The organism is Mangrovibacterium marinum (assembly GCF_003046625.1).
Taxonomy (GTDB): Bacteria; Bacteroidota; Bacteroidia; order Bacteroidales; family Prolixibacteraceae; genus Mangrovibacterium; species Mangrovibacterium marinum.
Genome location: NZ_QAAD01000005.1, coordinates 31,524 through 55,519 on the forward strand (window position 1 = coordinate 31,524; position 23,996 = coordinate 55,519).

Here is a 23,996-nt window from a genome sequence, read left to right on the forward strand (position 1 = left end):
TCGGGACGGCTGGGCGTAGAGATACAGGAGCTCCGTAGGAGCGCAACTGCCCCCAACAGCCTCGTATGTGCCGCTCCTCCGGAGCTCGGATTTCTGCTTATGGCGATTTTGCTACAACGATTTCGCTACTCCGGAGCTGGAGGAGTGCTGGTTTTTTTCGCGAAGTCGCTGGGTTTGTTAACTTGCATTGTCAAACTGCTAAAAAAATAACGATGAAGATTCAAACGGCGATAGCTTCTTATGGTATGTCGGGCATGGTGTTTCACGGCCCTTCGCTGAAGGCAAATCCTGATTTCGAAGTCAGATCGATTTTGGAACGATCGAAGAACCGCTCGGCCGCACTTTTCTCCGAGGCCACCATTGTGCGTAACTATGCTGCTTTGCTGGATGATCCCCGGATTAAGCTGGTGGTGGTTAATACGCCCGATTATTTGCATTACGAGATGTGCAAACAAGCTTTGCTGGCCGGAAAGCATGTTGTTGTTGAGAAGCCATTCACCCAAACGGTGGAGCAGGCCAACGAGCTCATTGCCCTGGCCAACGAAAAAGGACTGGTGCTAACCGTTTACCAGAACCGGCGTTGGGACGGCGATTTCCTGACCGTGAAAAAAATCATAACCGAAGGCCTTTTAGGACGTTTGGTGGAGTTTGAGTCGCACTTCGATCGCTACCGCAATTTCATTCAAGCCGATACCTGGAAGGAAGAAGGCATTGATCGGGTAGGCGTGTTGTACAATTTAGGTTCGCATGCGGTTGATCAGGCGCTGAATTTATTTGGTATGCCCGGGGCGGTAACGGCTCATCTGGCCACTTTGCGTACCGGAGGACGTGTTCCGGATTATTACGATATTCGCTTGCAGTACGACGGCTTTGCTGCGCTGCTGAAAAGCTCGTACCTGGTGCGTGAGCCGGGCCCTCGTTACTCGCTGCATGGCACCCTGGGCTCGTATCAGAAGTGGGGCATCGATCCGCAGGAGGAAGCCCTGAAAGCCGGACAACTACCCGGTGGATCAGGCTGGGGCGAAGAGCCGGAAAGTGCCTGGGGAATGCTGCATACCGAAAAGGACGGGCAGCCAATACGCCAAAAGATGGAAACCATTCGGGGTAACTATGCGCTGTTCTACGAAAATGTGTACGGCGCAATTACAAATGGCGAAAGCTTGCTGGTGAAGCCCGAGGAAAGCCGCGACTGTTTGCGTGTTCTGGAGGCCTGTTTGCTGAGCGATCAGGAACAGCGTACTATTCGTCTGTAAGGGCCGAATCGTCGGCCTGAATATCCCGGAGCACGTAGCGTTCTTTTAGTTTTCCGGTAAACAACACGATGGTGTAGTTCAGCTCCAGCGGAACATCTTTCTCCAGCGCAATGGGGTAGCGCCCGGGAAAAACGGCATTCTGCATACTGTCTTTATCGCGCAGGATCCAGCTTTGTGAATTTAGCGGGTTGTTGGGATCGGCGTAAAGCATCACCCCGCCGGGACCGTTTCCGTTTTTGGCCATCGAGCCGCTAACAATCACATAATTACCGGCCTGCACGGCTGTGTTGGTGGCTTTGATGGTTCCCTCGGCCGACTTCAGCACAACATCGGCGGGAAGTTTCAGGCGGGCCGAAAAGCCGCCGTAGCCTTTTTCGTCGTTCGAGCCACCAAGTTTAAGCCCTTCGACCAGCGGAACCAGGCGAATCTTAAAGTGAATCAGGCGGTAGTTGCCCTTCTTCTGGTGGAAGGTATAGGTGGTTGTTTCTTCCAGGTAGGCTTCGGTGCCATCTTTGTAAAGCGGCGATTTCCAGAACGAGCCGGTTTTCAGTAAGCCATCGCCGTTGGGTGTACGCTGAAACTCGATGCTTTTCACATCGACCATAAAGTTTTTCAGGTCCCAGCCATCGCTAACCTGCTGATCGCCGATAAAAATCTGGTGCCAGGCCCAAAATATTCCCCGGTGATGCGGGTGGTCGTCCGGAATATTTTCGGTGACCGTTGTGCCATCGGGGAGCATAACCGGGTGAAGAAAGTTATTGCGTTTTTCGGTCGCGTTAAGGCTCATCGGCTCCTTTTGGTAAAAAGCAATGTTTTGTCCGGCATCGGTAATCCAAATGCCTCCCAGCTCCTTTTTAAGGCTGATTTGGGCCGAAAGTTGAGAAACGGAAAACAGTAAAATTGCCGTGATAAGTCGCGTTTTATTCATAGTGGGTTTGGTCGTTATTGGTTTTCAATTCATCAAATCATTCCGGCATTTGTTGCGAGGCAGTATGGACACGGCCTCGATCTATTCGATCCGGAATAGCTTGATGAAGCGTTCTAAGATAAAAAATGAATGCCATTTTGAAACAGGATTTCGTGATTTTATTTCGTTCAGTTCTTATTACTGCAAGCCTTTCTTGAAGTTGAAAACAGTTGACGGTTGTATGGCCTGCCCGGAGCGGTAGTTCAAAAACAGCTTTTTGATTAACCGCGGATTGGGCTCCTGGTGTTTCAGGTCGAACATAAAACGTATGAAGCCTGCACCGAGCAGCTGCTTTTTATACGGAAACAAGTTCACCGGCCGGTCGGGCAGCACCATGGTTATTCCTTCCTTGCTTTCTTTCAGGTATGTTTTGTTGAACTCGTCTTTGAAGGTATTTTCCTTGTTTTCAACTTTTACAGGCATACGCGAATAAAACAGCTCGGGGATGCTGTGCAGCAACACAATGCCCTGTTTGTTTTGAAGTTTCTGCAAGTTGTCCGAATCATTCTCGAGCGAATAGCAGAAATGGTTGATGTGCTGACTTTTCAGGAACTTCGAAGCGGCATCGTTATACACGTAAACCTGCTCGTTGCAGCTCACGGTGCTTGATGGCGACAGGAGCAGCTTTTGCGACAGATGGCTCACAAAAAAGTGCCTGATGCCTTTATCTTCGGCCTTTGCGATCAGCTTTTTCCACTCTTCCAAGTGCCCCTGGGCAATAAACTTGGGAAGTTCAATGGCTATTTTGGCGCGGTTTTTCTGAATGAATTTCTGATCCAGGTTCAGCGCCTCCAGTTGATGGCGCCCCAGCGACAGCAGGATGCACTCCACTTCCTCGGTTCGGATAAACGGGAACCAGCCGCTGTCGTCCACGCGGATAAAAAGACTCTCGCGGTCGGGCGTGCGGTCAGGGATTGCCAGTTGCTGCAAGTACTTATTCTTTTGCTGCAAGCTGAGCCTCACCTGTGGCGCTGCGACCTTGGGCAGCCGCGAAGGGAACGACTGCTCCCGGCGTCCGATTAAATACAGCTCGTCGCCGGCTGCGACCGCTTGCTTCCCATCGAAGGGAATGGTATAGCGGCCTTTTTCTTCCCACAGATCCTCCACCTTGAGGTTAAATGTTTGGTTGGTTTTAGCGTGGCGAATGCGCAGGCGGTCGTTGTTTTTCAACTCGCGACTACTGTAAAAGGTGATTTCGTTTTTACCAACACGCGTAATTGGCCCCAGCAAAATGCCCGTGTTGGAGTTGTCGGCAATGGCTCCCGATACATTTTGAGCCAGGAAGTAACCGGTTTTCTCGCGGCCAAAATCCATCTGGAGCATAGCTTCGGCATCGTTGGTTTTCTCCGGATGATCCAGCGCCAGCCGGTAAGCCGAGGCCACCTGGTACACGTAATCGGCCGATTTCATTCGCCCTTCAACCTTTAAGGAATGAATGCCGTACTCGCGCAGTTGGCCGAGGGTAGCCAGCTGCTGGTTGTCCTTCAGGTTAAACAGGTACTTCTTTTCCTGCCGGTCCTGGTAAACCATGCGGCAGGGCTGGCTGCACATTCCCCGGTTGGCCCCGCGGCCACCAATATAGCTGCTGAAGAAACACTGCCCCGAGAAGGAGTAACACAGTGCCCCGTGAATAAAAATCTCGAGCTCGCAGGCCGGCTTGTCAGCCACTGCTTCCACCTCGGGCAGTGTGAGCTCGCGCGCCAGCACCACGCGCTTTATGCCAAGCTGCGCTGCATAGTCGACCCCCACCGAATTGTGCGTACCCATCTGGGTGCTGGCATGGATGGTTAAGCGGGGAAAGTGCTGGCGTGCCAGTGCAAAAACGCCCCAGTCCTGCACAATAATTGCATCAACGCCAACGCGCTCCAGGTAGGCCATAAAATCGAGCAAACTCGGCAGTTCGGCATTTTTAACTACCGTGTTTAGGGTGATGTACACTTTGGCACCATGCTTACGAGCCTCTTGCAGGATGGCCGGCAGCTGCTCCTCGCTGAAATTGTTAGCCCGAACCCGGGCGTTAAAGCGCTTTAATCCGAGGTAAACGGCATCGGCACCACCACGAAGGGCTGCCCGGAACGAATCGACACTTCCGGCCGGAACCAGTAACTCAGTTTTGTTTTTATGCATGGTGTAAAGTTTGCGCAAAAATAGCAAAAACCGGCGGATAAATCGAAAAACCATAAGTATATGATCATAATAAAAATGCGCTTCGTATAGCCGGAAGCCCTGTTGGTCATCGAAAACCAGTCGTTCGTAAAAAAGTTATGGAAATAGAACCATTGCTCGACTAAAAATTATAAATTGAAAAATCTTTTTGCTAAGCCTGCTGCCAACTGCCGGCGATCGATGATGATCAGTTCTAATAGGCCAACAGCTATCAATGGTTTAAAAAAGAAAACTCCCACCGAAGCGGGAGTACAGGTTTTAACACCTTCGGCATATAGCCTTATTGTGATAAGATGTAAAATGAGCGCGACTTTCAACGGCATCTGCTGATTTTATTTCCTTTTTTGGGGAGCGAGCCCGATAAAAAATCGGGCGGCAATATTGAGGAGAGGCTGTTGAGGCATAGTCAGAACCGGTCGAATAGGTGACTTTTGCAATAAACTCATTCCCGAATAGTTGCATTATCGGGATCGGAGGCACGAAACAAGTGCAACTAAAGATCGGCGGAGGAAAAGTGAAAAGGAACAATTTATTTTGCTATCTTGACTTTGATTTCGCGATTTTGATTAGAGTAGAAAGAGAAAAAATGGCAGTAAGACGAAAACCTTTAACATCAGTTTTAATAAAACCCTCGGGGCCGGATTGCAACCTGGGATGCACCTATTGTTTTTATTTGGAAAAAGCCGAATTGTTTGGTAAGGAGCAAGCCCACCGAATGAGTGAGCAGACACTGGAGGAAACAATTCGCCAGGTGATGCAGCAGTCGGGCGAGCAGGTCACCATTAGCTGGCAGGGGGGAGAGCCCACTTTGATGGGACTGGATTTTTACCGCAAAGCGGTTGAGCTGGAGCAAAAATACGGACACAGCCAAACGGTGGGCAATGGCTTGCAAACCAATGGGCTTTTGTTGAACCGGGAATGGGCTAAATTTCTGAAAAAGTACGATTGGCTGGTTGGCCTCTCGCTCGATGGCCCGGAGTTTATTCATAATCATTTCAGGTTAGATCGGGCAGGCCAAGGATCGCACCGACGGGTGGAGGACAATGCCCGGATGTTGCTCGAAGAAGGGGTGGCGGTAAATGCCATGTGTTGTGTGACCAGTCATTCGGTGAAATACCCGGAGGAGTTATATGCTTATTACAAATCGTTGGGCCTGAATTTTATGCAGTTTATTCCGGTTGTGGAGACCGATAAAAATGATCCGACACGGGCAGCGGGTTTTTCGGTTTCGGCTGTCGATTACGGTCATTTCCTGAATAAGCTTTTCGACCTGTGGCTGGCGGATTTTGAAAATGGGCAGCCAACCACTTCAATCCGTCACTTCGAGTCGGTTTTTTACAGTTATGTGGGCCTTGAAGCACCGGAATGCACCATGATGAAGGAATGTGCGCCCTATGTGGTTGTTGAGCATAACGGCAATATTTACAGTTGCGACTTCTTTGTGGAGCCGAAGTGGAAACTGGGAAATCTTCAGCACGATAAGTTGATTAATATGCTGAATTCGAAAAAGCAAACGGCCTTTGGTCAGGCCAAGTCGGTTTTACCGCGCGAATGTCGCCAGTGCCGTTGGCTGACTAAATGTTTTGGCGGTTGTACGAAAGACCGGATTAAAGACCCGCAGGATCACCGGAAACCGCGCTTTTGTGCCTCTTATAAATTGTTTTTTGAGCATGCCGATGCCACCTTGAGCGAGCTTGCCCTGCAATGGCAGCAACAGCAACACGATCAGCAGCAGGCTCAGCAAACAAACGGAAACTATCATGCCTATAATGACCTTATCAAATAAAACGTTTAACTTAAAAATTTAAACTTATGATTCAGCAAAAAGAAATAAAGTTGCCTGCTTTCCGTCGGGGCTATCATTTAATTACGGATGTTGTTGAAACGGAGTTGGCTGGCTTGCCCGATTTGCCGGAGGCTGGTTTGTTGCATATTTTGGTAAAACACACCTCGGCTGGGATTACCCTGAATGAAAATGTGGATCCGGCTGTTCGTCGCGACTTTGAGTCGACGATGAATATCATTGTCCCGGAGAATAACCGGATATATACGCATACTTCGGAGGGGGGCGACGATATGCCTGCACATATCAAAGCAGCATTGATCGGCTGCGAAGTAACCATCCCGATTACCGGCGGGAAGATGAACCTGGGAAGCTGGCAAGGCATTTATATGTGCGAGTTTCGCGATCATGGTGGCCCCCGCCAACTGGTTTTAACGGTTTATTCCTGAAATAGAAGGGAAGTAGATTCCTGTTTTAGATAGTTGATAGCCTGGGTGAACAAGCGATTTTACGATTTATTTTCTCAGTTCACTCGGGCTAATTCCTGTTTTGCTTTTAAAGATGCGGCTGAAATAGTGAATGGACTGAAAGCCCAACTCAAAGCTGATTTCCTTCACACTCTTATCGGTTGACAGTAGCAGTTCCCTGGCGCGCATAATCTTCAACTCCAAATAATATTGGTGCGGCGCCACACCCGTGTAGCTTTTAAACATCTTCCGGAAGTAGGAGTAGCCAATGTTGTAGTGGTCGGCAAGTTCCTTCAAATCGATGTTGCCGTCAACAGCAGCCCGCATTTTAAATCGCACTTCCTCAATGATATGTGCAATTCGCTTTCCCGTAAATTCTTTTTGCATCTCGATGGAAAGCAGATACCCCAATAGTTTGACAATCATGCCCGAGGCAATTTGCTGGTAGCCGGGTTTTTCGTCGCGCACTAAATCAAAAATCTTCAAATAAGTGTCCAGCACCTCTTCGTGCATGCCAATTTGCATTAGCGGCAGTTTGCTCGAAAACAGGTTGTGACCTAAAAACTGATCGGCAATGGAACCGCTAAAGCCGATAAATTGCTCTTTCCATCCGGTATTTTTTAAGGGGCGGTACCGATGCCAGAAGTTGGGCCTGATTAACAGGATGCTCCCGGGCTTTATCTGCTGCTTTCCCGCTTCTGTTTCAATAATGCCTTTGCCCTCGGTAATGTAGTTTATCTGGTACTCATTCAATAAACGTCCTTGTTCCCAATTAAAGTGATATCCCGACGGATGTTGCGGCGACGGATAAACACTATTGGGCTGTACCCGTGATGATCCGGCTACATTCAGATAAATTCCCCAGGCTTTGTCGCGTTCCCCCGGTGTTAGGTATTTTAAAAAGTCAGCCATTCAAATATAGGGTCAAAAAGTGTAACTAAATTGCCATTTTGTGTATTGATGATTTCTGCATCTGCCGTTAATTTTGACATGCTGTAATGAAATAGAATCAAACCAAAAGTATAATAATCATTTTAAACCGGATTAAATCGAATAAACTATGCAAGCTATTTTAGGAATTATTTTTCACTCTTTGGGAGGGGCTTCCTCGGGAAGCTGGTATATGCCCTACAATTTGGTCAAAAAGTGGCGCTGGGAAGTGTACTGGATCATTGGCGGGCTTTTCTCATGGCTGATTATGCCTTTCATCGCCGTATTGTTAACCACTCCCGGCTGGCAAAACATTCTTGCGGAAGCCGATCCGGCTGTTGTTCGTACTACCTATATTTTGGGTGTTCTTTGGGGAGTGGGGGGCTTAACTTACGGGCTTGGCATTCGCTACCTGGGTATGTCGCTTGGTAACTCGGTACTGCTGGGTATTACCTCCCTGGTGGGCTCGCTGGGATTACCCGTTTTGCGGAATGTTGGCAACCTGGCTGAAGTACTGCCGGCCGGAGATTCATTTACCGATATGCTTGGAACGTCCAGTGGCCAGGTAATTCTCTTCGGTATCCTGGTGCTGATGATTGGTATCGTGTTTTGCGGTAAAGCCGGGTTGATGAAAGATAAAGATCTGCTGGGCCAAAAAGAAGGGGTAAATACTGAGTTTAAACTGACAGTCGGTTTAATTATTGCGGGAATATCCGGAATCTTAAGTGCCTTCTTTAGCTTCGGAATTGATGCCGGTAAACAAATGGGCGAAGCTGTTCGCGAAATAGCAGTGGCTAACAATTTGTCGTTCGTGAGCAATGGAACCTACCTGTTCGAGAACAATATCATCTTTCTGGTTATTCTTTGGGGGGGCTTAACAACCAACCTGATTTGGTCGGTTGCTCTGATTTTGAAAAATAAAACCGGTGGTGATCTGATCGACTCGTCAACTCCCTTGCTGAAAAACTACCTGTTTTGTGCCTTGGCCGGAACAACCTGGTTCCTGCAGTTTTTCTTCTACGGAATGGGCGAAACCAAAATCGGGAATGGTGCCAGTTCGTGGATCCTCCACATGTCGACCATCATCCTCACGGCCAACTTTTGGGGCTTCTACCGCAAAGAGTGGGCTGGCGTTTCCAGCAAAACACGGACTACCATTTTCCTGGGAATTGGTTTGATCTTGTTATCCATCATCATTATGGGGATTGCCAAAAGCGACTTCTTAAACTAAAAACACAGCTAAAATGAATCGCTTAGCATTCAAAATGTACCTGAACGAAGGACAGAAAGAGGCCTACAAAAAGCGCCACGATGAAATCTGGCCTGAGCTGAAAAAACTCCTGAAAGACGCCGGAGTGAGTGAATATTCCATCTTTCTGGACGAAGAAACCAACATCCTTTTTGCTTTTCAAAAGGTTAGCGGCGACGGAGGATCACAGGATTTGGGAAAAACCGAAATCGTGCAAAAGTGGTGGGCCTTCATGGCCGATGTGATGAAAACCAACCCCGACAATTCGCCGGTGAGCGTACCGTTGGAGGAACTGTTTTATATGGAATAAGGAGGACAAAATCCAAATTCCAAAATCCAAAATCCAGATTCCAAAATTCGGAAGACAAGTTCCAAAGAGAGGAATCTAAAAATCGAAAGTATAAAATCTAATATCTATAAAATGAACAAGAACGAATTGATCAAAAAAGCTTATGAATTAGCGAAAGAGCAGTATGCTGCACTGGGCGTGGATACCGACGCTGCCATGAAAAAAATGGGCGAATTAGCGATTTCGTTGCACTGCTGGCAAACCGACGACGTGTCGGGTACCGAGAATCCGGATGGGCAATTGTCGGGCGGTATTCAGGCTACCGGCAACTACCCGGGAAAGGCACGCAATATTGCCGAAATTACAGCCGACCTGGAGAAAGTAATGTCTCTGCTTCCGGGTAAGCAACGTGTGAATGTACATGCTTTGTACGGCGATTTTTCTGACGGGATGGTTGATCGCGACGCAATTAGCGTGAAGCAATTCCAGGGATGGATCGACTGGTGTAAGAAAATGGGAATCGGTATGGACTTCAACGGCTCATTCTTCTCTCACCCAAAAGCCGACAGTGGTTTTACACTTTCGTCAAAAGATGAAGAAGTGCGTAAATTTTGGGTTGAACACCTGAAGCGTTCCCGCGAAATCGCCAACGAAATCGGTAAACAATTGGGAACTCCCTGTGTGTTGAACACCTGGATTCCTGACGGATCAAAAGACACTCCGGTTGACCGTAACGGCATGCGTGCGCAGTTGACAAAATCGTTGGACGAAGGTTTTGCGACAGAATACCCGAAAGAAAACATGAAAGATGCTGTTGAAAGTAAAGTGTTCGGTATTGGTGCCGAGTCGATGACAGTTGGTTCTCACGATTACTATTTGGGCTACGCCATCAAGAATAACAAATTGATCTGTTTGGACAACGGTCACTTCCATCCAACAGAAGTTGTTGGCGATAAGATTTCATCATGCCTTCAGTTTGTTGACGAAGTGTTGTTGCACGTAACCCGCCCAATTCGCTGGGACTCGGACCACGTTGTAACACTGAACGAAGAAGTTCAGCTGATTGCTTCGGAAATCGTGCGTAACGACTTCATGAAACGTGTCAATGTAGGCCTCGACTTCTTCGACGCTTCAATTAACCGTATCGGTGCTTATGTCGTTGGAACTCGTGCTGCTCAAAAAGCATTCCTGATCGCGATGCTGGAGCCGACAAAAACATTGGTTGAGTTGGAAGAAGCGGGTCAAAACTTCGAACGTTTGGCAATGTTGGAAGAACTGAAAACAATGCCTTTCGCCGCTGTTTGGGATTACTACTGTCTGCAGGAAGGCGTTCCGACCGGAGCCGATTATATCGCTGAAATTCAGCAATACGAAAAAGACGTTCTAAGCAATCGATAACTACATTTCTGAAATTACCGGTTCTGCCATGAACCGGTAATTTTTGATTTGACCACTTTCAATACCAATTGAGGCTATTGCCAACAAACCAACCTATGAAGAAAGTTATTGCTGTATTCGATATCGGAAAAACGAATAAAAAAGTCCTGCTCTTCGACGAGAGCTTGAAATTGGTTTTTCAGCACGAACAAAAATTCCCGGTCATTGCCGACGAAGATGGATTTGAGTGTGACGACATTGACCGGATTACCGACTGGATTAAAACAGAATTGACAACCATCGCGAAAGTCGGAGAGTATGATTTGAAGGCTGTTAACTTTTCAACTTACGGTGCTTCGCTGATGTTCCTGGATGCGAAGGGACAACGATTGACACCGGTGTACAACTATTTGAAGGACGTTCCTTCAGCAATCTCCGAAAGCTTATTTGCAAACTACGGTGGCAAAGACGAGTTCTGCCGTCGTACAGCAAGCCCGGCGCTGGGCTTGTTGCTGAATTCCGGTATTCAAATCCTGTGGTTGAAACAGGAAAAACCGGAGGTGTTCGCGAAGACAGCATCAATCCTGCACTTTCCGCAATATTTGGCTTACACCTTAAATGGCAAAGTAGTTTCTGAGCCCACATCAATTGGCTGCCACACCTTCCTGTGGGACTACGATAATAGGACTTACCATCCGTGGATTGGGGATCACAAAATTGAATTACCACAGCCGGTAACCAACGACCTTGTTTTCGAAAGTGAAATTGGCGGAAAAAATGTGTTGGTGGGAACCGGTATCCACGATAGTTCTTCTTCACTCGTGCCTTATTTAAAAGGAAGTGAAGAACCGTTTATTTTGGTTTCAACCGGAACCTGGTGCATCACCATGAATCCTTTCAATAGCGAGCCTTTAACCGCTGACCAGTTGGAACAGGATTGCCTTTGTTTCCTGAGTCCGGATAAGCAGCAAGTAAAATCTTCGCGCTTGTTTATGGGGCACTTCCACGAAGTTTGGGCCGAAAAACTGGCGACACATTTCAAAACTGAAGGTTCCTATTTCAAACAGGTGAAATGTGGTGAAAGCTTGTTGGCAAAACAGGAAGAAACGTTTGGCTCGACTTCCGTTTTCTTCCCAGCCGGGAAAGAAAGCTTCGAAGATGGCTTGAAGTCGGTTGATCTGAGCATTTTCGACAACTACGAAGAGGCTTACACGAAACTGATGATCGACTTAACAAATCTGTGTATTACTGCAATTAACCTGGTTATCCCTCAAAACGATTCAACCAGCAAACTGTACATCTCCGGAGGTTTCGCCCGTAACCCGATCTACATTCACTTATTGAAAGAATATTTCACTCAAAAAGAAATTATTACATCCGAGATTGACAATGCCAGTGCATTGGGTGCCGCTTTGGTGGTGGCCGATGTGGTTGGATTCAAGCCGGAAATTAAATTGGCTTTAGATTAAAAAACACACGATAAAATCAACAAATTAAAAACAAATGGAAACTGCAAAACGCATTTATTTACCTCCTTTGAGCTTGGTTGGCCCGAATGCCTTGCAAGAACTGAAAGAGGATCTGAAAACGAGTTCATACAAACAAGTTTTATTTGTAACCGACCCGATGTTGGTGCAAATTGGCTTGGCCGCTAAAGTTGAAGAAATCCTGAAAGAAGCGGGTTTGAAATACTTGATTTTCGACCAGGTAAAACAAAACCCGACGGTCTCGAATGTGAACGAAGGCTTAAAGGTTTATCAAGATAACAAGTGCGACGCGATCGTAACGTTGGGCGGTGGTTCACCTCAGGACTGCGGTAAAGCAATTGCAATCCTGGCAACAAACGGTGGCGACATCGAATCGTATGAAGGTATTCACAAATCAGCTAAAAAATCGGCTCCGTTGATTGCAATTAACACAACGGCCGGAACAGCCAGCGAAATCACCATCAACTACGTAATCACTGACGAAAAACGGAAAGTGAAAATGGTGATGGTCGACAAAAACTGTTTGGTTGACATCGCTGTTAATGATCCGGTTTTGATGGTGAACATGCCGAAAGGCTTGACCGCTGCAACCGGTATGGATGCATTGACTCACGCTGTTGAAGCTTATGTAACTGCCGGTGCTTACGATTGGTCGGATACCCTGGCTTTGAAGGCAATCAAATTGATTGGCGAAAGCTTGCGCGACGCTGTTGCCGATGGCCAAAATCTGGAAGCCCGCAACAAAATGGCCTGGGGCCAATTCATCGCCGGACAAGCTTTTTCAAACTGTGGTTTAGGTTACGTACACTCCATGGCTCACCAGTTGGGCGCTGTTTACGATTTGCCTCACGGTGTTTGTAACGCAGTTCTTCTTCCTTACGTTGAAGAGTTTAATGCTCCGGTTTGCGGCGATAAATTCCGCGATGTTGCTGAAGCTTTAGGTGTTGACACAACAGGTATGTCGACCGAAGAAGCCAACAAGGCAGCGATCGGTGCCATCAAAAAATTATCTGCTGATGTTGGTATCCCAACAGGTTTGAAAGAATTGGGTGCTAAACCGGAAGATTTCGAAACAATGGCGAAAAAAGCATTGGCTGATGTTTGTACCGGCGGAAATCCCCGCCCGGTGAACTTGGAAGAAACGGTGAAAATTTACGAAGCAGCTTATTAATATTCCATAATAAATTTAGTTAGAAATGAGAAAATTAGACACCAAATTGATGCATCCGCGTGACCAGATCACGATGATCATTGATAAGATTTACCGCAGTGGTTTGACAACTACCTCAGGTGGTAACATTTCAATTATCGATGAAAACGGAGACATCTGGGTTACTCCTTCTGCAATCGACAAGGGAACTTTGCGTGCATCTGATATCGTATGCGTACGTAAAGATGGTACGATTGATGGTCGTCACAAACCGTCCTCTGAATTCCCTTTCCATAAAGCGATTTACGAATGCCGCCCTGAAATTAAAGCGGTTATTCACGCTCACCCGCCGGCACTGGTTTCACTCAGTATCGTGCGTCAAATTCCAAACACCAACATCATCCCACAGGCCAAATACATCTGTGGCGATATCGGTTATGCTGATTACGCGCTACCAGGTAGTGATGAGTTAGGTGAAGTGATCGCCAAAGAATTTGAAAAAGGATTCAACGGTGTCATCATGGAAAACCACGGAACTGTTGTTGGTGGCACCGACATGGTTGACGCTTATCAACGTTTTGAAACGCTGGAGTTCTGCTGCCGCACCATCATCTACGGTAGCCAGATTGGTACGCCCAACTATTTGTCGGACGAGCAAATTGAAGCGTTTGAATCTCAAATTCCTCGCTTGTTGCCCGAAATGGACGCCGTAGAGCATCCTTCTGACGAACGTGCCATTCGCGAAGACATCTGTAAAATTGTTCACCGAGCCTGCGATCAAGGATTGATGATCAGCTCCTACGGAACAGTTTCTGTGCGTTGGAGAGGCGACGACTTCCTGATCACTCCTCCGCAAGTTTCGCGTTGGGATATTCAACACGAGGATATCGTGCAGATTAAAGGTGGAAAACGCGAGCCGGGAAAAGTTCCAAGCCGTTCAACCTGGTTGCACCAGGAAATCTACAAGCGTAACCCGCACATCAACTCAATCATCTTGACACAAACACCTTATTTGATGGCGTACAGTGTCACCAATGAAAAGTTGGATGTTCGTACAATTCCGGAAAGCTGGATCTTCCTGCAAGATATTCCAAACATGCCGTTTGGTTCACACTTTGCCGGTGAGGAAGGAATTTTGAATACCATTTCAAAAGACACTCCTGCCGTATTGGTGAACAACGATTCAGTAATTGTTACCGGCGACAAGTTGCTGGGAACTTTCGATAAACTGGAAGTAGCCGAATTTAGCGCGAAATCACTGGTAATGGGCGCTTCATTGGGTAAACTTGTTCCAATTAACGACGAACAAGTTGAAGACCTTCGCAAGAAATTCTTAAGCTAGTAAGCTTAGTAAATACAGGGTTAGATTAATTATGAAGCAGGTCGGCGGTTTGTCGGCCTGCTTTTTTTTTATGCCTTAACTAATCGAGCCTCGTACTTTCGGATGTATTGGGTGAAAAATAAGGAACAAACAGCGATTGCAGCTCCGCCTACAAACGGAATCCGCCAGTCGATCGTCCACAATACCCCCCCAACAACCGGCAGAATGACCGCTGAAATATGGTTGATGGCAAAGCCAACACCCATGGAGGGCGCAATATCCTGCGGCTCGGCGTATTTGCGGAAAAAGCTGTTGATGGCAATCGAAAAGCTGAAGAAAAAGTTATTGACAATGTACAGTCCGGAAGCAACGTCTTTATTTTCAATGAGGGCATAGCAAAGGAAAATGATGATCAGGCCTCCGTATTCAATGCTTAGCATCGTCCGTTCTCCAAAGCGGTTGATTGCCCGTCCAACGTAAGGGCTCAGGAAATAGGTGATGATGTTGTTGATCACAAATAAGGTGGTGATATGGCCGACCGAGAAGTGGTATTTTTCAACCAGGATGAAGACGGCAAAAACAACAAAAATTTGTCGGCGAGCTCCGGCCAGAAAGTTCAGGGTGTAAAAAAGCCAGTATTTCTTTTTCAGAATTAACTTCTTTTGCTGAACAGGCAGGCTGTGGTCGACCGGGTTGCGGGTCAACGCATAAAAGCCTAAGACGATAACTACAGCACCGATGATGTAAAAGATAGCATGCAGTTGCAGATACTTCGATACAATCCAGATAAAAGCACCAACCGAGACATTGGTGAGCGCTCCGATGCTTTTGAGCTTGGCCAGTACCTGCGGCACCCGGTCGCCCTGGAAATATTGGAGTGAAAGTGACTGGTTGCAGGTTTCGAAGAAGTGAAAGCCGACCGACATGACCACGATTGTAAACAGCAGGCCGTGAAAGCTGGGAAACATGCCGGATAATGCCACTCCAATCCCTAAAACAATGACAGACAGTGCGGCAAAGCGGTGTTCCGCAAAAATAAGCAGCAGGTAAATCACAAAAAAGGTGAGAAAACCGGGAATTTCGCGAACCGACTGGAGGATGCCGATTTCGACCGAATTGACGCCGGCAACGTCCACTGCAAAGTTATTGAACAGCGTACGCCAGCCCTGAAATCCCATGGCCGATGCAACAGCCAGCAGGATCAGATATTTGTACATCGGGTTTTCCCGATAACTTTTGTATAAACCCATCTGTTTTTTTTTGACTTAAGGGATGCAAACTTAACACCCGATCGTTACGATTGGTGCCGGATTGTGCTGCAACGTGCAAAGCTTCACGTTGGGGAAATATTGGCCGTTACAGGAAAAACTGTGGTTCCTTTCGCTGTGCGCAATTCTGAAATAAACGTTCGCGAATCGACTGGATTATTGCCACATCGAACGTGCGTGCTTGCTCCGGACATTGCTTGAGGCAGGCGCAGCACCAGATACATTTCTCCGGGTCGGTTACGATGCTGCTTCCGACGCGGATGGCATCTGTTGGGCAGCTTGCGGCACAAAGCCCGCACAGCGTGCACGTTTCGGTATCTGTTGCAGGAGCAGCTGCGGGGTGTTCTTTCCGCTTTACAAAGGGTCGGTTTCCCGGAATTTGGGAGCTGTCGAAGGATATGCCGGAGTCCGGCCCTGCTAGTTTTTGGTGAATGCGGTCGGCAAAGTCAGCAACCTTTTGCATATCCCCGGCATCGGGGCGGTTGGCAGCAATGGGCTTGTGGACAGTGGAGTAGGAGTGTTCGCCAATAAAAGCAGCAGCGGCAACGACTTCAAAGTTTGCTTTTTCGGCCAGCTCGGTCAGCTCCAGCAGAGCGTCGTCAAACTCGCGATTGCCGTAAACAACCACAACAACGGCCTTCGAGCCTTTGCCATCGATATTCAGAAAACGCACCACCGCATCGAGCGGCAAACGACCTGCGTAAACAGGCATGCCAATAACGGACAGGGATTCGTTGCTGAAATTGTCGGGCTCGAAGAGGAAGTCCGACTTGGTCAGATTAACTTCATGAACGGTGTTTGAGCTCAGCTTTTCGGCGATTGTTTTGGCAATGCTGGCTGTTGTATGGGTTGGTGAAAAGTAAATACAGTTGGTTGTTTTCATAGCGGTAAAATTAAAAAATATCCGGCAGCCATTGGTATCACGCTAAAGCTGAATACGCCCGACTGCCGGAGTTAATCGAAAAATGACTAATCTTCCCCCTTTATTTTTCTTTTTCGAACGGCCAGCCGGCGATACCACCTTCCATCACTTTCACGTTGGTGTAGCCATGTGCCTTGATCAACATGGCAGCTTCGTAGCCACGCAGCGATATCTTGCAATAGGTGACAATCGTTTTGTTTTTGTCGGCCGGAAGTTCGTTGATCCGTTTCCGAAGAACGCCCAGCGGGATTAGCGTTTCACCAACACCGAGGCGGGTTTGTTCGTATTCGTCGGCACCGCGAACATCCAGGATGTAGAGGTCTTCGCCGCTATCAAGCATTGTTTTCAGATCCAGCGAAGAGATGCCATCAAACAGACCGTGCATCTTGTTTTGAAGGATGTGTGCCGTCGCGATACTGTGGTCGATAGCCAGCGAAAAGGGAGGCGCGTACGGAAGATCGGCATTCACCATATCGTCAACGGTTAATTTCCCCTTGATGGCAGTTGCCCAGATGGCCAGTTGTTTGCTCACATCGCCCGGTCCCAGGCATTGTGCGCCCAGGATTCGCCCGGTTTTTTTCTCTGCAATTAGTTTGGTGAATAGCAATTTGCCCTCCATGAAGCCCGGTTTGTCGGGACTGGCATTGACTGCTTTCACGTAGTCAATGTCGGCATCAATCGCTTTGGCTTCCGATAAGCCGGTGATGCCAACGCCATAATCAAATATTTTACAAACTCCGGTCTGAATCGTTCCCGGGAAGGTAGCTACGTTCCCTTTGATGATGTTTTCGCCGGCGGCACGTCCTTCCAGGTTTGCCAGGTCGCCGTAGGGGGCCAAAACATTTTTGCCGGTAATCAGGTTGGGAATTTCGCAGCAATCGCCGGCAGCGTAAATGTCCGGATCGCTGGTTTGCATGTATTGGTTGACAAGGATGCCGCCAAGCTGGCCAATTTCGAGCCCGGCAGCTTTGGCTAAGTCAACCCGGGGACGTACGCCGATGGCCACAACCGCCAGCTCGCAAGGGATCTCGGTGCCGTTTTGCAACTTAACACCGGTTAGTTTGCCATCTTCGCCAATGAATTGGGCAACACCGTTTTTCGTTACCACATTGGCTTTCGACTTCAGGTAATTCTCAACCAGTTTCGCCATTTTCCAGTCGAGAAAAGTAAGAAGTTGCGGCAGCAATTCAATCATGGTTAATTCAATACCTGCCAGGTGAAGCGCTTCCAGGGTTTCGATGCCGATCAAGCCGCCACCGATCACAACTGCTTTCTGTATTTTCTTTTCGTCCCTGATTTTACGCAGGTAATCAGCATCCTGCATCGATTGCAGTGTGGTGATGCCGTCAAGCTCAATCCCTGGAATTGGCGGCATGTTCGCTGTGGCTCCGGTCGCAATAACCAGCTTGTCGTACTCCTGCGTGCCGGTTTCACCGGTCAGCAAATCTTTGTATTCAATCTGCTTTTTAGCCCGATCTATCTTCGTTACTTCGGTGTTGATCTTGCACACAATTCCCTTGGCATTCCAATAAAAATTGGGGTCGCGAACCACGCCCGTCGGTGTACAAAGCAGTTTGTTGCGATCGTCGAAAAAACCGCCCACATAATATGGAAAACCACAGGAGGCCATCGATAGGTCGGGACCTTTTTGAAACATGGTTATTTCGGCAAATTCGTCCATGCGTCGTGCGCGCGCAGCAGCTTTGGGCCCCGCAGCCGATCCTCCGATAACGATTATTTTTTTGCGTGTATTCATTTCAATTTCGGTTTAAGGTTTTAAAATTGATATGTTTGCCCGGTTTTGACAAACCGGTTTGAAAACGGGTTTTGAAAGGCAGCCAATGCCGGTAAGTCAGTGCAATGTGAAGGGAGTAGGGTTTCAACTTTTTCCCGCATGAAATAGTTGATGGTTTCTTTGGTTTGAAGGTTGTTTTGTTTCAGGTGGAAGCCGCCAATCACGGCTTTGATGTGGCTAAGCCCGGTAATCTTTTTGGCGTATTCGCAGATGTTGCAGATGCCGGAATGGCTGCAGCCGGTAACGATGATCAACGCCTCGTTTTCGACAAAAGCCAAAGCCGAATCGTCGGGGACAAAGTCGTCATTTCCGTTTTCATCAACAAAGGCGGTTGTCTGCGCTTCGAAGCTGTTTGTTCGTGGAATTTCACCCAGAAAAAAGATGTGTTCGGAAATTTGAACAGGAGCCGACGAAAGCTGAAGGTCAAATTGTTCTTCAATTTCCAGAGGGCTTAAACTCAGGCCTAAGTTTGTTTGATCGCGTTTCCGAAAACGTTTCATAAACGATTTGGGATGTGTCAACAGGGGCTTGTTTTGGATGTATCGCAATCCATCGCCGTGGTCCCAATGCCCATGGCTGAGAACGATTTGGTCAACTTGATCGATCAGGTTGATGCCCAGATGATTGGCGTTTTTCAGGAAAACATCGCTGTGCCCTGCATCCAGCAGGATGTTTTTTTCATCGTGCTCAATCAGGTACGACAAGCCATGTTCTGCGCAGCAATATCCACCGGCTATGTTTTCAGTTAGAATGGTTATTTTCATGCCATTGCATTTTCAAAAATCAGGTCGAATTTTTCTTTTACGAATCGGGGGACCCGCATGGGCTTTCGGGTCTTGCTGTCAACAAAAACAACGGTTGAGTCGGCCGAGCACACCAGTTGGTTTTGTTCATTTCGCACTTCAAACTGAAAGCTTAAGCGGGTTACGGGATTCTCCAAAACGAGCGTGTGAATTGTGAGTAGTTCGTCGTAACCGGCCGGGCGATGATACTGCAAATTCATGCTGATGACGGGCATCATAATTTGTTGAGCCTCCAGTTTGCTGTCTTCAATGCCCAATTCGCGCATCAGCTCGGTGCGGGCCTGGTGAAAATAGTTGACGTAGTTGCCATGGTACACGTAGCCCATTTGGTCGACTTCGCCGTAGCGTGGGCGCAGGCTTATTTTTCCTCTAATCATGCTTTTCGGTTCAATTTTGTTTGACATATCTGAATCCCCAGGCTTTGTCCGACACCGATTTCTGAATGGAATCGGCCAAGCCCCGGAATTTCTCAGCCAGAATTGGGTTGGTGCTTATTTTGAAGGTCTCGGGCGAACTCACGTCATTTTCGCAGATGAGCGGCAGCTGAGCCAACAGTGGTACATTAAGCTGGTTCGCCAGCTGCTGGCCTCCTCCGCTGCCGAACACAAAATAGCGCTCGTCGGGGTGTTGTGCCGGCGTAAAATAGGCCATGTTCTCAACCACGCCCAAAAGCGGTACGTGGAGGTGCTCATTTTCGAACATGTCGGCAGCTTTCTCGGCATCGGCCAGGGCCAGCTGTTGGGGCGTGGTTACAATTAGCGCTCCCGTAAGTGCCAGTTTCTGGATGGTTGTCAGCTGAATATCGCCGGTGCCCGGAGGAAAGTCAATGATCAGATAGTCTGTTTCGCCCCATTCGGTTGACGAGAGCAGCTGGGTTAAAACGCCCGAGGCTGCGGGCCCGCGCCAGATCAGCGATTTTTTCTTCGCAACGAAGAACCCGACCGACATGAGTTTAACCCCGTATTTTTCGACAGGGAAATATTTTTCACCTTCCGGATATTTAAAAACCTGTGGCTTTTCATCCTGAACATCAAAAAGAATCGGGCTCGACGGGCCGTATAGGTCGGCATCAAACAGGGCGGTTTTGTAGCCTTCGGATGCCAATGCAACGGCCAGGTTGGCTGCCACGGTTGATTTGCCAACGCCCCCTTTACCCGATGCCACAACGATGATGTTTTTTACGCCGGGCAGTTTTATTTTTTCGATTGCTGTTTGCTTATTCATTTCCAATTAATTGATTCCAAATCACTCTTATCTCATTACTTAGCGCTGACTCCGGGGCCCAGTCGACAATGCTTTTGCAGTTGATCATTGCTTCAACCCAAACTTCAGAGAACGGGATTTTGCTGATCACCGGAATTTGTTTTCCAGCCGCCCATTTTTCAATCTCTTCTGTCATTTCCATGTTGATGTCGCATTTGTTGATCACCAGGAATACTTCTAGTTTGTACTGGTTGACCAACTCGGTGATGCGTTTTAAATCGTGTATGCCCGAGACAGTTGGTTCTGTCACCAGCAGCACTTTGTTGATTCCACTCAACGTTGAAATGACCGGGCAGCCAATTCCCGGGGGGCCGTCAATCAGGATCAGATCCGATTGAATATCGTGCGCCTCCTTGCGTGCATGGTCGCGCACCAGGTTGACCAGCTTGCCCGAATTATCCTCGCCGGGAGCCAGGCGCGCATGTACCATTTTCCCATTCCGGATGTCACCGGCAAACCAGCGACTTTCGTTTTGATCAATCATGGTGATCGCGCCGGTGGGGCAAACGCGCGCACAGAGCTGACATCCATCGCAGGCGGTTCCAACAACCGTAAATTCCCCGTCAGAGATTTTAATAGCATCAAAACGGCAGTAGTCGATACACTTGCCGCAGCTTGTACATTTGTCGGCATCAATTTGCGCCTTTTGCCCGGAGGTGTAAACTTCTTCGAGATAGTTCTCCGGCTCTAAAATCAAGTGTAGGTTCGCGGCATCCACGTCGCAGTCGGCCACAACAACTTTGGAGGCCAAACTGGCTAGTGCAGCGCTAATGCCGGATTTTCCTGTTCCTCCTTTTCCACTTAAAACGGCTATTTCTGTCATGCCTGAACTTGTTTCATGATGTTTTGATATAATTTCCCGAATAAGTCGTGGTATTCGGGCAGCTCTTCGGTGATAAGCTCTCCTTTGGCATAAACCCGGGCGATGCGTTTATCAAAAGGAATGTGTTCCAACAGGGCAATTCCTTCGCGCTTGAGGTAGTCTTCAATTAGTTCTTTTCCCAGGCCGAAACGATTGATCACAACACCGAATTTCTTCTTCAACCGGCGCAGTGTTTCAACCGAAAGCTTTAAGTCATTCAACCCGAAAGGAGTGGGTTCAGTTACCAGAACAACGTAATCGGCCCGCTCCACAGTTGCAATAAAGGGGCACGAGGTTCCCGGGGGCGAGTCCAACAAGGTCAGTGCCTCAGCTTCGGCCATGTTGATGGTTTGCCCGATAATCGGGACAGGCGAGTAAATGCCGATTTCGGTCTGACTTTCCAGCAAATCAGCATTCGAGCCAATTGCGTATTGGGTAATGCTGCCGGTAACCTTTTCTTTTTCGGTAATGGCATCGTACTGGCAGGCATAAACGCAGGCGCCGCAGTCGTGGCACAAATCTTCGACAACCTGAATGGTTTTAATGGCCGGCAGCATGATGATGGCATTGTAGCTGCAATACTCCTGGCACTTGCCGCAAAAAGTACATTTCCGCGCGTCGATAACCGGGATATGCGTTGTTGTGAGGGTTTCTTCTTCAACCTTGCCCCGAATAAATTCGCATACATTGGGCTCCTCGGCGTCGCAGTCGATCAACTGGGTTTTCTGCCCGGTTTGACGGATGACATTGAAAAGGTTGGTTGAAACCAAGGTTTTACCGGTGCCACCTTTGCCGCTGGCAATCGCTATTTTCATTCGTAAATAATTTAATTCATTTTGACAACAAAATCGCCTTTTGCTACCTGAAGCTTTTCGGCAATAACCGGACATTTCACCATAAGTAAAAAGGCGATGTTGTGGCTTTTGTCATCGAGTAATCCTTCCAGGTTACCTTGGCCCTTCGAGATAATCAGATCGGCAGATTCGAAATGCGCCTTGAATTGGGGTGAGCACAAATCGGGCAGGGTGGAAGGAGCATCGTAACCATTTGAAATGACGTTGACAAGCTCATCCATCCCCACCGATTGTGCATCAGTTATGGTAACATCGTTAATTACAGCATCGCCCCGAACGGCATAAATCAGGTTCGGATGGTTGATCGTCTCAATGAACAATTTGTCAAAAACGACCTCGCCGTTGTTGTCGCCCAAATACAATACTTTGTTCGCTTTGGCGATTTCTGCTTTTAGCCGCGCAGCATGGTTTATCGCAAAATCCGATTGCACGACATGGGCAATTGTTTCCGGCAAATTGTATTCATCATGGACTGCATAATCAATAATATTGCCGGCAATAGCCAGCCTTAAGGCCATTTCAAAAGGATCTGTTGCTTCCGAAACCTTTTGTTTCAGGTCGGCATACATGGCCAGCACCTGCCGGTTGCTCTGCGCTTTTATTTCGCTGTAAGGATCGAGCTGGCCCGTAATCTGCTTGATGCGGGCATGAAGTTCCCGGGCAAATTGCGGAGTCGAGAACCTGTCTTTCTCCGAAGCATAAATCTCAATCAGCTCAGCGGTGAGCGTGTTGGCTTGTTGTTCCGTTAATTGCATTTGGCTGATGAGCCTGTCGCAGGCCCGGCAAAAGCAATAAAAGCAACGATAATCGAAAGCCATAGCTTAATGATCGCAAGCATTAGTGCCGGTGGCCAGTTTATTTTGAATTAAGTCGGAAACTAATTCTTTGGCCGGCTTGTTTGGGGCGCCTGCATGAACAACAATCCGGTTTGCATTGAACAGGTTCACGGCTTTTTGGCCGATACCACCTGAAATAATTTCAGTGACACCTCTTTCGGCCAGCCACTTGGGTAATAAGCCTGGTTCGTGTGGCGGCGCTTCAACAACGGTTTCGTTTGTCATGGTGTTCTCCTGAACTTCAATCAATGTGAAGTTTTTACAATGTCCGAAATGGGTACTTAAAACACCGTTTTCGGTTGGGATCGCTATTTTTCTCATTCTTCGTTATTTATCGGTTGAAAATCTTCCTCTTCTGCCTCCGAATCCACCGCCGTTCGACTGGCAGCGTTGGCGGCCGCGGCCTCTGTTCCTGAACATTGGGCTCATCTGCTGTTGATCACCATTGTTTTCTGAAGGCACATCGTTGTTTGCCGGACCGTTCATCCGGTTTCCTTGTTTGTTTCCGCATTTGCCCATGGAACGACCGGTCATCGGTCCTTCGCCTTGTGGGCCTTTTCTGTTAAATCCTGGCATAACGTTTTAATTTATTAGTTTTTAGAAAATTGTTGTACGATCTCCGCGATGGTACTATCCGGCTGTCCATGGATCACCATCTGGATTTTAAGACCATTTAGAATATCTTTTACTTTGCCCCCGAATTCTCCCGATATAATCCGGTTAACACCTTTGGACGCGATAAACTGCACGGATGCCGGTCCGGCGCCTTCTGCGCTTGCTTTAGCCGGGTTTTCGTGATACTCGGTTTGTTGTAACTCGGTATCGTAAATCGCAAAATAGGCGCAACGGCCAAAACGGTTGTCCAGTTTTGCTTTGCTATTGTTCGCGGTTGCAGTGATGGCTATTTTCATACGATGTTAATTTTTGTTCGTTTATATTTGCACTAATGTGCGA

General features: G+C 47.9%; 25 protein-coding genes. 9 read left to right on the forward strand and 16 right to left on the reverse strand.

The window, feature by feature from the left end:
* Positions 1–212 precede the first annotated feature (212 nt).
* Positions 213–1,253: a Gfo/Idh/MocA family oxidoreductase gene (locus C8N47_RS05850; protein WP_107821603.1), complete on the forward strand. Its 1,041-nt coding sequence runs from the start codon at positions 213–215 to the stop codon at positions 1,251–1,253.
* On the opposite strand, the gene C8N47_RS05855 is transcribed toward C8N47_RS05850, so the two are convergent.
* From C8N47_RS05855 to C8N47_RS18650, 3 genes are all read right to left on the reverse strand, one after another.
* On the reverse strand, positions 1,240–2,181 hold the full coding sequence (locus C8N47_RS05855; protein ID WP_107821604.1) for a DUF6807 family protein: 942 nt from the start codon (positions 2,179–2,181) through the stop codon (positions 1,240–1,242). The two genes, C8N47_RS05850 and C8N47_RS05855, sit on opposite strands and share 14 nt — an antisense overlap.
* Before the next feature lie 177 nt (positions 2,182–2,358).
* Positions 2,359–4,347, reverse strand: coding sequence for a peptidase U32 family protein (locus C8N47_RS05860; protein ID WP_170111304.1), 1,989 nt, complete (start codon positions 4,345–4,347; stop codon positions 2,359–2,361).
* 167 nt (positions 4,348–4,514) lie between these two features.
* Entirely contained in the window at positions 4,515–4,709 is a 195-nt protein-coding gene (locus C8N47_RS18650) for a hypothetical protein (RefSeq protein WP_146161440.1), read from the reverse strand.
* A gap of 263 nt (positions 4,710–4,972) precedes the next feature.
* Here C8N47_RS18650 and C8N47_RS05865 point away from each other — a divergent pair, with 263 nt between their 5' ends.
* Both C8N47_RS05865 and C8N47_RS05870 read left to right on the forward strand, forming a co-directional pair.
* Positions 4,973–6,172: an anaerobic sulfatase maturase gene (locus tag C8N47_RS05865; RefSeq protein WP_107821606.1), complete on the forward strand. Its 1,200-nt coding sequence runs from the start codon at positions 4,973–4,975 to the stop codon at positions 6,170–6,172.
* Between the two features lie 26 nt (positions 6,173–6,198).
* Positions 6,199–6,618, forward strand: coding sequence for a secondary thiamine-phosphate synthase enzyme YjbQ (locus tag C8N47_RS05870; RefSeq protein WP_107821607.1), 420 nt, complete (start codon positions 6,199–6,201; stop codon positions 6,616–6,618).
* A 66-nt stretch (positions 6,619–6,684) separates the two neighbouring features.
* Here the strand turns inward: C8N47_RS05870 and C8N47_RS05875 are convergent, their stop codons facing one another.
* Positions 6,685–7,548, reverse strand: a complete 864-nt coding sequence (locus C8N47_RS05875) for an AraC family transcriptional regulator (protein WP_107821608.1) — start codon at positions 7,546–7,548, stop codon at positions 6,685–6,687.
* 148 nt (positions 7,549–7,696) lie between these two features.
* On the opposite strand from C8N47_RS05875, the gene C8N47_RS05880 reads away from it, so the two are divergent.
* The 6 genes from C8N47_RS05880 (at position 7,697) to C8N47_RS05905 (ending at position 14,460) form a co-directional block, all read left to right on the forward strand.
* Positions 7,697–8,797 carry an L-rhamnose/proton symporter RhaT gene (locus C8N47_RS05880; RefSeq protein WP_107821609.1) on the forward strand — a complete coding sequence of 367 codons (1,101 nt, stop codon included), beginning with the start codon at positions 7,697–7,699 and terminating at the stop codon, positions 8,795–8,797.
* A 13-nt stretch (positions 8,798–8,810) separates the two neighbouring features.
* Positions 8,811–9,125: an L-rhamnose mutarotase gene (gene rhaM, locus C8N47_RS05885; RefSeq protein ID WP_107821610.1), complete on the forward strand. Its 315-nt coding sequence runs from the start codon at positions 8,811–8,813 to the stop codon at positions 9,123–9,125.
* Positions 9,126–9,236: 111 nt separating this feature from the next.
* Positions 9,237–10,502, forward strand: a complete 1,266-nt coding sequence (locus tag C8N47_RS05890) for an L-rhamnose isomerase (RefSeq protein WP_107821611.1) — start codon at positions 9,237–9,239, stop codon at positions 10,500–10,502.
* Between the two features lie 95 nt (positions 10,503–10,597).
* Entirely contained in the window at positions 10,598–11,950 is a 1,353-nt protein-coding gene (locus C8N47_RS05895) for an FGGY-family carbohydrate kinase (RefSeq protein ID WP_107821612.1), read from the forward strand.
* A 34-nt stretch (positions 11,951–11,984) separates the two neighbouring features.
* Positions 11,985–13,139 (forward strand): iron-containing alcohol dehydrogenase, encoded by a 1,155-nt coding sequence (locus tag C8N47_RS05900; protein WP_107821613.1) that lies wholly within the window; start codon positions 11,985–11,987, stop codon positions 13,137–13,139.
* A 25-nt stretch (positions 13,140–13,164) separates the two neighbouring features.
* Entirely contained in the window at positions 13,165–14,460 is a 1,296-nt protein-coding gene (locus C8N47_RS05905) for a class II aldolase/adducin family protein (RefSeq protein WP_107821614.1), read from the forward strand.
* A gap of 68 nt (positions 14,461–14,528) precedes the next feature.
* Here C8N47_RS05905 and C8N47_RS05910 read toward each other — a convergent pair whose 3' ends face one another.
* The 12 genes from C8N47_RS05910 to C8N47_RS05965 form a co-directional block, all read right to left on the reverse strand.
* Positions 14,529–15,689 (reverse strand): MFS transporter, encoded by a 1,161-nt coding sequence (locus C8N47_RS05910; RefSeq protein ID WP_107821615.1) that lies wholly within the window; start codon positions 15,687–15,689, stop codon positions 14,529–14,531.
* 106 nt (positions 15,690–15,795) lie between these two features.
* Positions 15,796–16,590, reverse strand: a complete 795-nt coding sequence (locus C8N47_RS05915) for an EFR1 family ferrodoxin (protein WP_107821616.1) — start codon at positions 16,588–16,590, stop codon at positions 15,796–15,798.
* Positions 16,591–16,690: 100 nt separating this feature from the next.
* Entirely contained in the window at positions 16,691–18,385 is a 1,695-nt protein-coding gene (locus tag C8N47_RS05920; protein WP_107821617.1) for an FAD-dependent oxidoreductase, read from the reverse strand.
* 20 nt (positions 18,386–18,405) lie between these two features.
* The gene (locus C8N47_RS05925; protein ID WP_107821618.1) at positions 18,406–19,188 is read right to left on the reverse strand and encodes an MBL fold metallo-hydrolase; all 783 of its coding nucleotides are present in this window, start codon (positions 19,186–19,188) and stop codon (positions 18,406–18,408) included.
* Positions 19,185–19,604 (reverse strand): acyl-CoA thioesterase, encoded by a 420-nt coding sequence (locus C8N47_RS05930; protein WP_170111305.1) that lies wholly within the window; start codon positions 19,602–19,604, stop codon positions 19,185–19,187. The genes C8N47_RS05925 and C8N47_RS05930 overlap by 4 nt, the downstream gene beginning before the upstream one ends.
* A gap of 10 nt (positions 19,605–19,614) precedes the next feature.
* Positions 19,615–20,451, reverse strand: coding sequence for an Mrp/NBP35 family ATP-binding protein (locus tag C8N47_RS05935; RefSeq protein WP_107821620.1), 837 nt, complete (start codon positions 20,449–20,451; stop codon positions 19,615–19,617).
* Positions 20,444–21,313, reverse strand: a complete 870-nt coding sequence (locus C8N47_RS05940; protein ID WP_107821621.1) for a nucleotide-binding protein — start codon at positions 21,311–21,313, stop codon at positions 20,444–20,446. Before C8N47_RS05940 ends, C8N47_RS05935 begins: the two co-directional genes overlap by 8 nt.
* Entirely contained in the window at positions 21,310–22,167 is an 858-nt protein-coding gene (locus C8N47_RS05945) for a nucleotide-binding protein (protein WP_170111306.1), read from the reverse strand. Before C8N47_RS05945 ends, C8N47_RS05940 begins: the two co-directional genes overlap by 4 nt.
* Positions 22,168–22,178: 11 nt before the next feature.
* Positions 22,179–23,024, reverse strand: a complete 846-nt coding sequence (locus tag C8N47_RS05950; RefSeq protein ID WP_107821623.1) for a damage-control phosphatase ARMT1 family protein — start codon at positions 23,022–23,024, stop codon at positions 22,179–22,181.
* Positions 23,025–23,027: 3 nt separating this feature from the next.
* A complete protein-coding gene (locus tag C8N47_RS05955) occupies positions 23,028–23,363 on the reverse strand; it encodes a NifB/NifX family molybdenum-iron cluster-binding protein (protein ID WP_107821624.1) in 336 nt (111 codons plus the stop codon).
* Positions 23,364–23,369: 6 nt separating this feature from the next.
* Entirely contained in the window at positions 23,370–23,618 is a 249-nt protein-coding gene (locus C8N47_RS05960) for a DUF5320 domain-containing protein (protein ID WP_107821625.1), read from the reverse strand.
* A gap of 14 nt (positions 23,619–23,632) precedes the next feature.
* Positions 23,633–23,953 carry a NifB/NifX family molybdenum-iron cluster-binding protein gene (locus C8N47_RS05965; protein ID WP_107821626.1) on the reverse strand — a complete coding sequence of 107 codons (321 nt, stop codon included), beginning with the start codon at positions 23,951–23,953 and terminating at the stop codon, positions 23,633–23,635.
* Positions 23,954–23,996: the final 43 nt, after the last annotated feature.

Coding starts and splice junctions, on each gene's coding strand:
- C8N47_RS05860 (WP_170111304.1), bottom strand. CDS start 4,347: ATGCATAAAAACAAAACTGAGTTACTGGTTCCGGCCGGAAGTGTCGAT.
- C8N47_RS05910 (WP_107821615.1), bottom strand. CDS start 15,689: ATGGGTTTATACAAAAGTTATCGGGAAAACCCGATGTACAAATATCTG.
- C8N47_RS05945 (WP_170111306.1), bottom strand. CDS start 22,167: ATGAAAATAGCGATTGCCAGCGGCAAAGGTGGCACCGGTAAAACCTTG.
- rhaM (WP_107821610.1), top strand. CDS start 8,811: ATGAATCGCTTAGCATTCAAAATGTACCTGAACGAAGGACAGAAAGAG.
- C8N47_RS05870 (WP_107821607.1), top strand. CDS start 6,199: ATGATTCAGCAAAAAGAAATAAAGTTGCCTGCTTTCCGTCGGGGCTAT.
- C8N47_RS05880 (WP_107821609.1), top strand. CDS start 7,697: ATGCAAGCTATTTTAGGAATTATTTTTCACTCTTTGGGAGGGGCTTCC.
- C8N47_RS05920 (WP_107821617.1), bottom strand. CDS start 18,385: ATGAATACACGCAAAAAAATAATCGTTATCGGAGGATCGGCTGCGGGG.
- C8N47_RS05935 (WP_107821620.1), bottom strand. CDS start 20,451: ATGAATAAGCAAACAGCAATCGAAAAAATAAAACTGCCCGGCGTAAAA.
- C8N47_RS18650 (WP_146161440.1), bottom strand. CDS start 4,709: ATGCCGTTGAAAGTCGCGCTCATTTTACATCTTATCACAATAAGGCTA.
- C8N47_RS05915 (WP_107821616.1), bottom strand. CDS start 16,590: ATGAAAACAACCAACTGTATTTACTTTTCACCAACCCATACAACAGCC.
- C8N47_RS05875 (WP_107821608.1), bottom strand. CDS start 7,548: ATGGCTGACTTTTTAAAATACCTAACACCGGGGGAACGCGACAAAGCC.
- C8N47_RS05850 (WP_107821603.1), top strand. CDS start 213: ATGAAGATTCAAACGGCGATAGCTTCTTATGGTATGTCGGGCATGGTG.
- C8N47_RS05905 (WP_107821614.1), top strand. CDS start 13,165: ATGAGAAAATTAGACACCAAATTGATGCATCCGCGTGACCAGATCACG.
- C8N47_RS05890 (WP_107821611.1), top strand. CDS start 9,237: ATGAACAAGAACGAATTGATCAAAAAAGCTTATGAATTAGCGAAAGAG.
- C8N47_RS05930 (WP_170111305.1), bottom strand. CDS start 19,604: ATGATTAGAGGAAAAATAAGCCTGCGCCCACGCTACGGCGAAGTCGAC.
- C8N47_RS05865 (WP_107821606.1), top strand. CDS start 4,973: ATGGCAGTAAGACGAAAACCTTTAACATCAGTTTTAATAAAACCCTCG.
- C8N47_RS05925 (WP_107821618.1), bottom strand. CDS start 19,188: ATGAAAATAACCATTCTAACTGAAAACATAGCCGGTGGATATTGCTGC.
- C8N47_RS05950 (WP_107821623.1), bottom strand. CDS start 23,024: ATGGCTTTCGATTATCGTTGCTTTTATTGCTTTTGCCGGGCCTGCGAC.
- C8N47_RS05940 (WP_107821621.1), bottom strand. CDS start 21,313: ATGACAGAAATAGCCGTTTTAAGTGGAAAAGGAGGAACAGGAAAATCC.
- C8N47_RS05900 (WP_107821613.1), top strand. CDS start 11,985: ATGGAAACTGCAAAACGCATTTATTTACCTCCTTTGAGCTTGGTTGGC.
- C8N47_RS05895 (WP_107821612.1), top strand. CDS start 10,598: ATGAAGAAAGTTATTGCTGTATTCGATATCGGAAAAACGAATAAAAAA.
- C8N47_RS05965 (WP_107821626.1), bottom strand. CDS start 23,953: ATGAAAATAGCCATCACTGCAACCGCGAACAATAGCAAAGCAAAACTG.
- C8N47_RS05960 (WP_107821625.1), bottom strand. CDS start 23,618: ATGCCAGGATTTAACAGAAAAGGCCCACAAGGCGAAGGACCGATGACC.
- C8N47_RS05955 (WP_107821624.1), bottom strand. CDS start 23,363: ATGAGAAAAATAGCGATCCCAACCGAAAACGGTGTTTTAAGTACCCAT.
- C8N47_RS05855 (WP_107821604.1), bottom strand. CDS start 2,181: ATGAATAAAACGCGACTTATCACGGCAATTTTACTGTTTTCCGTTTCT.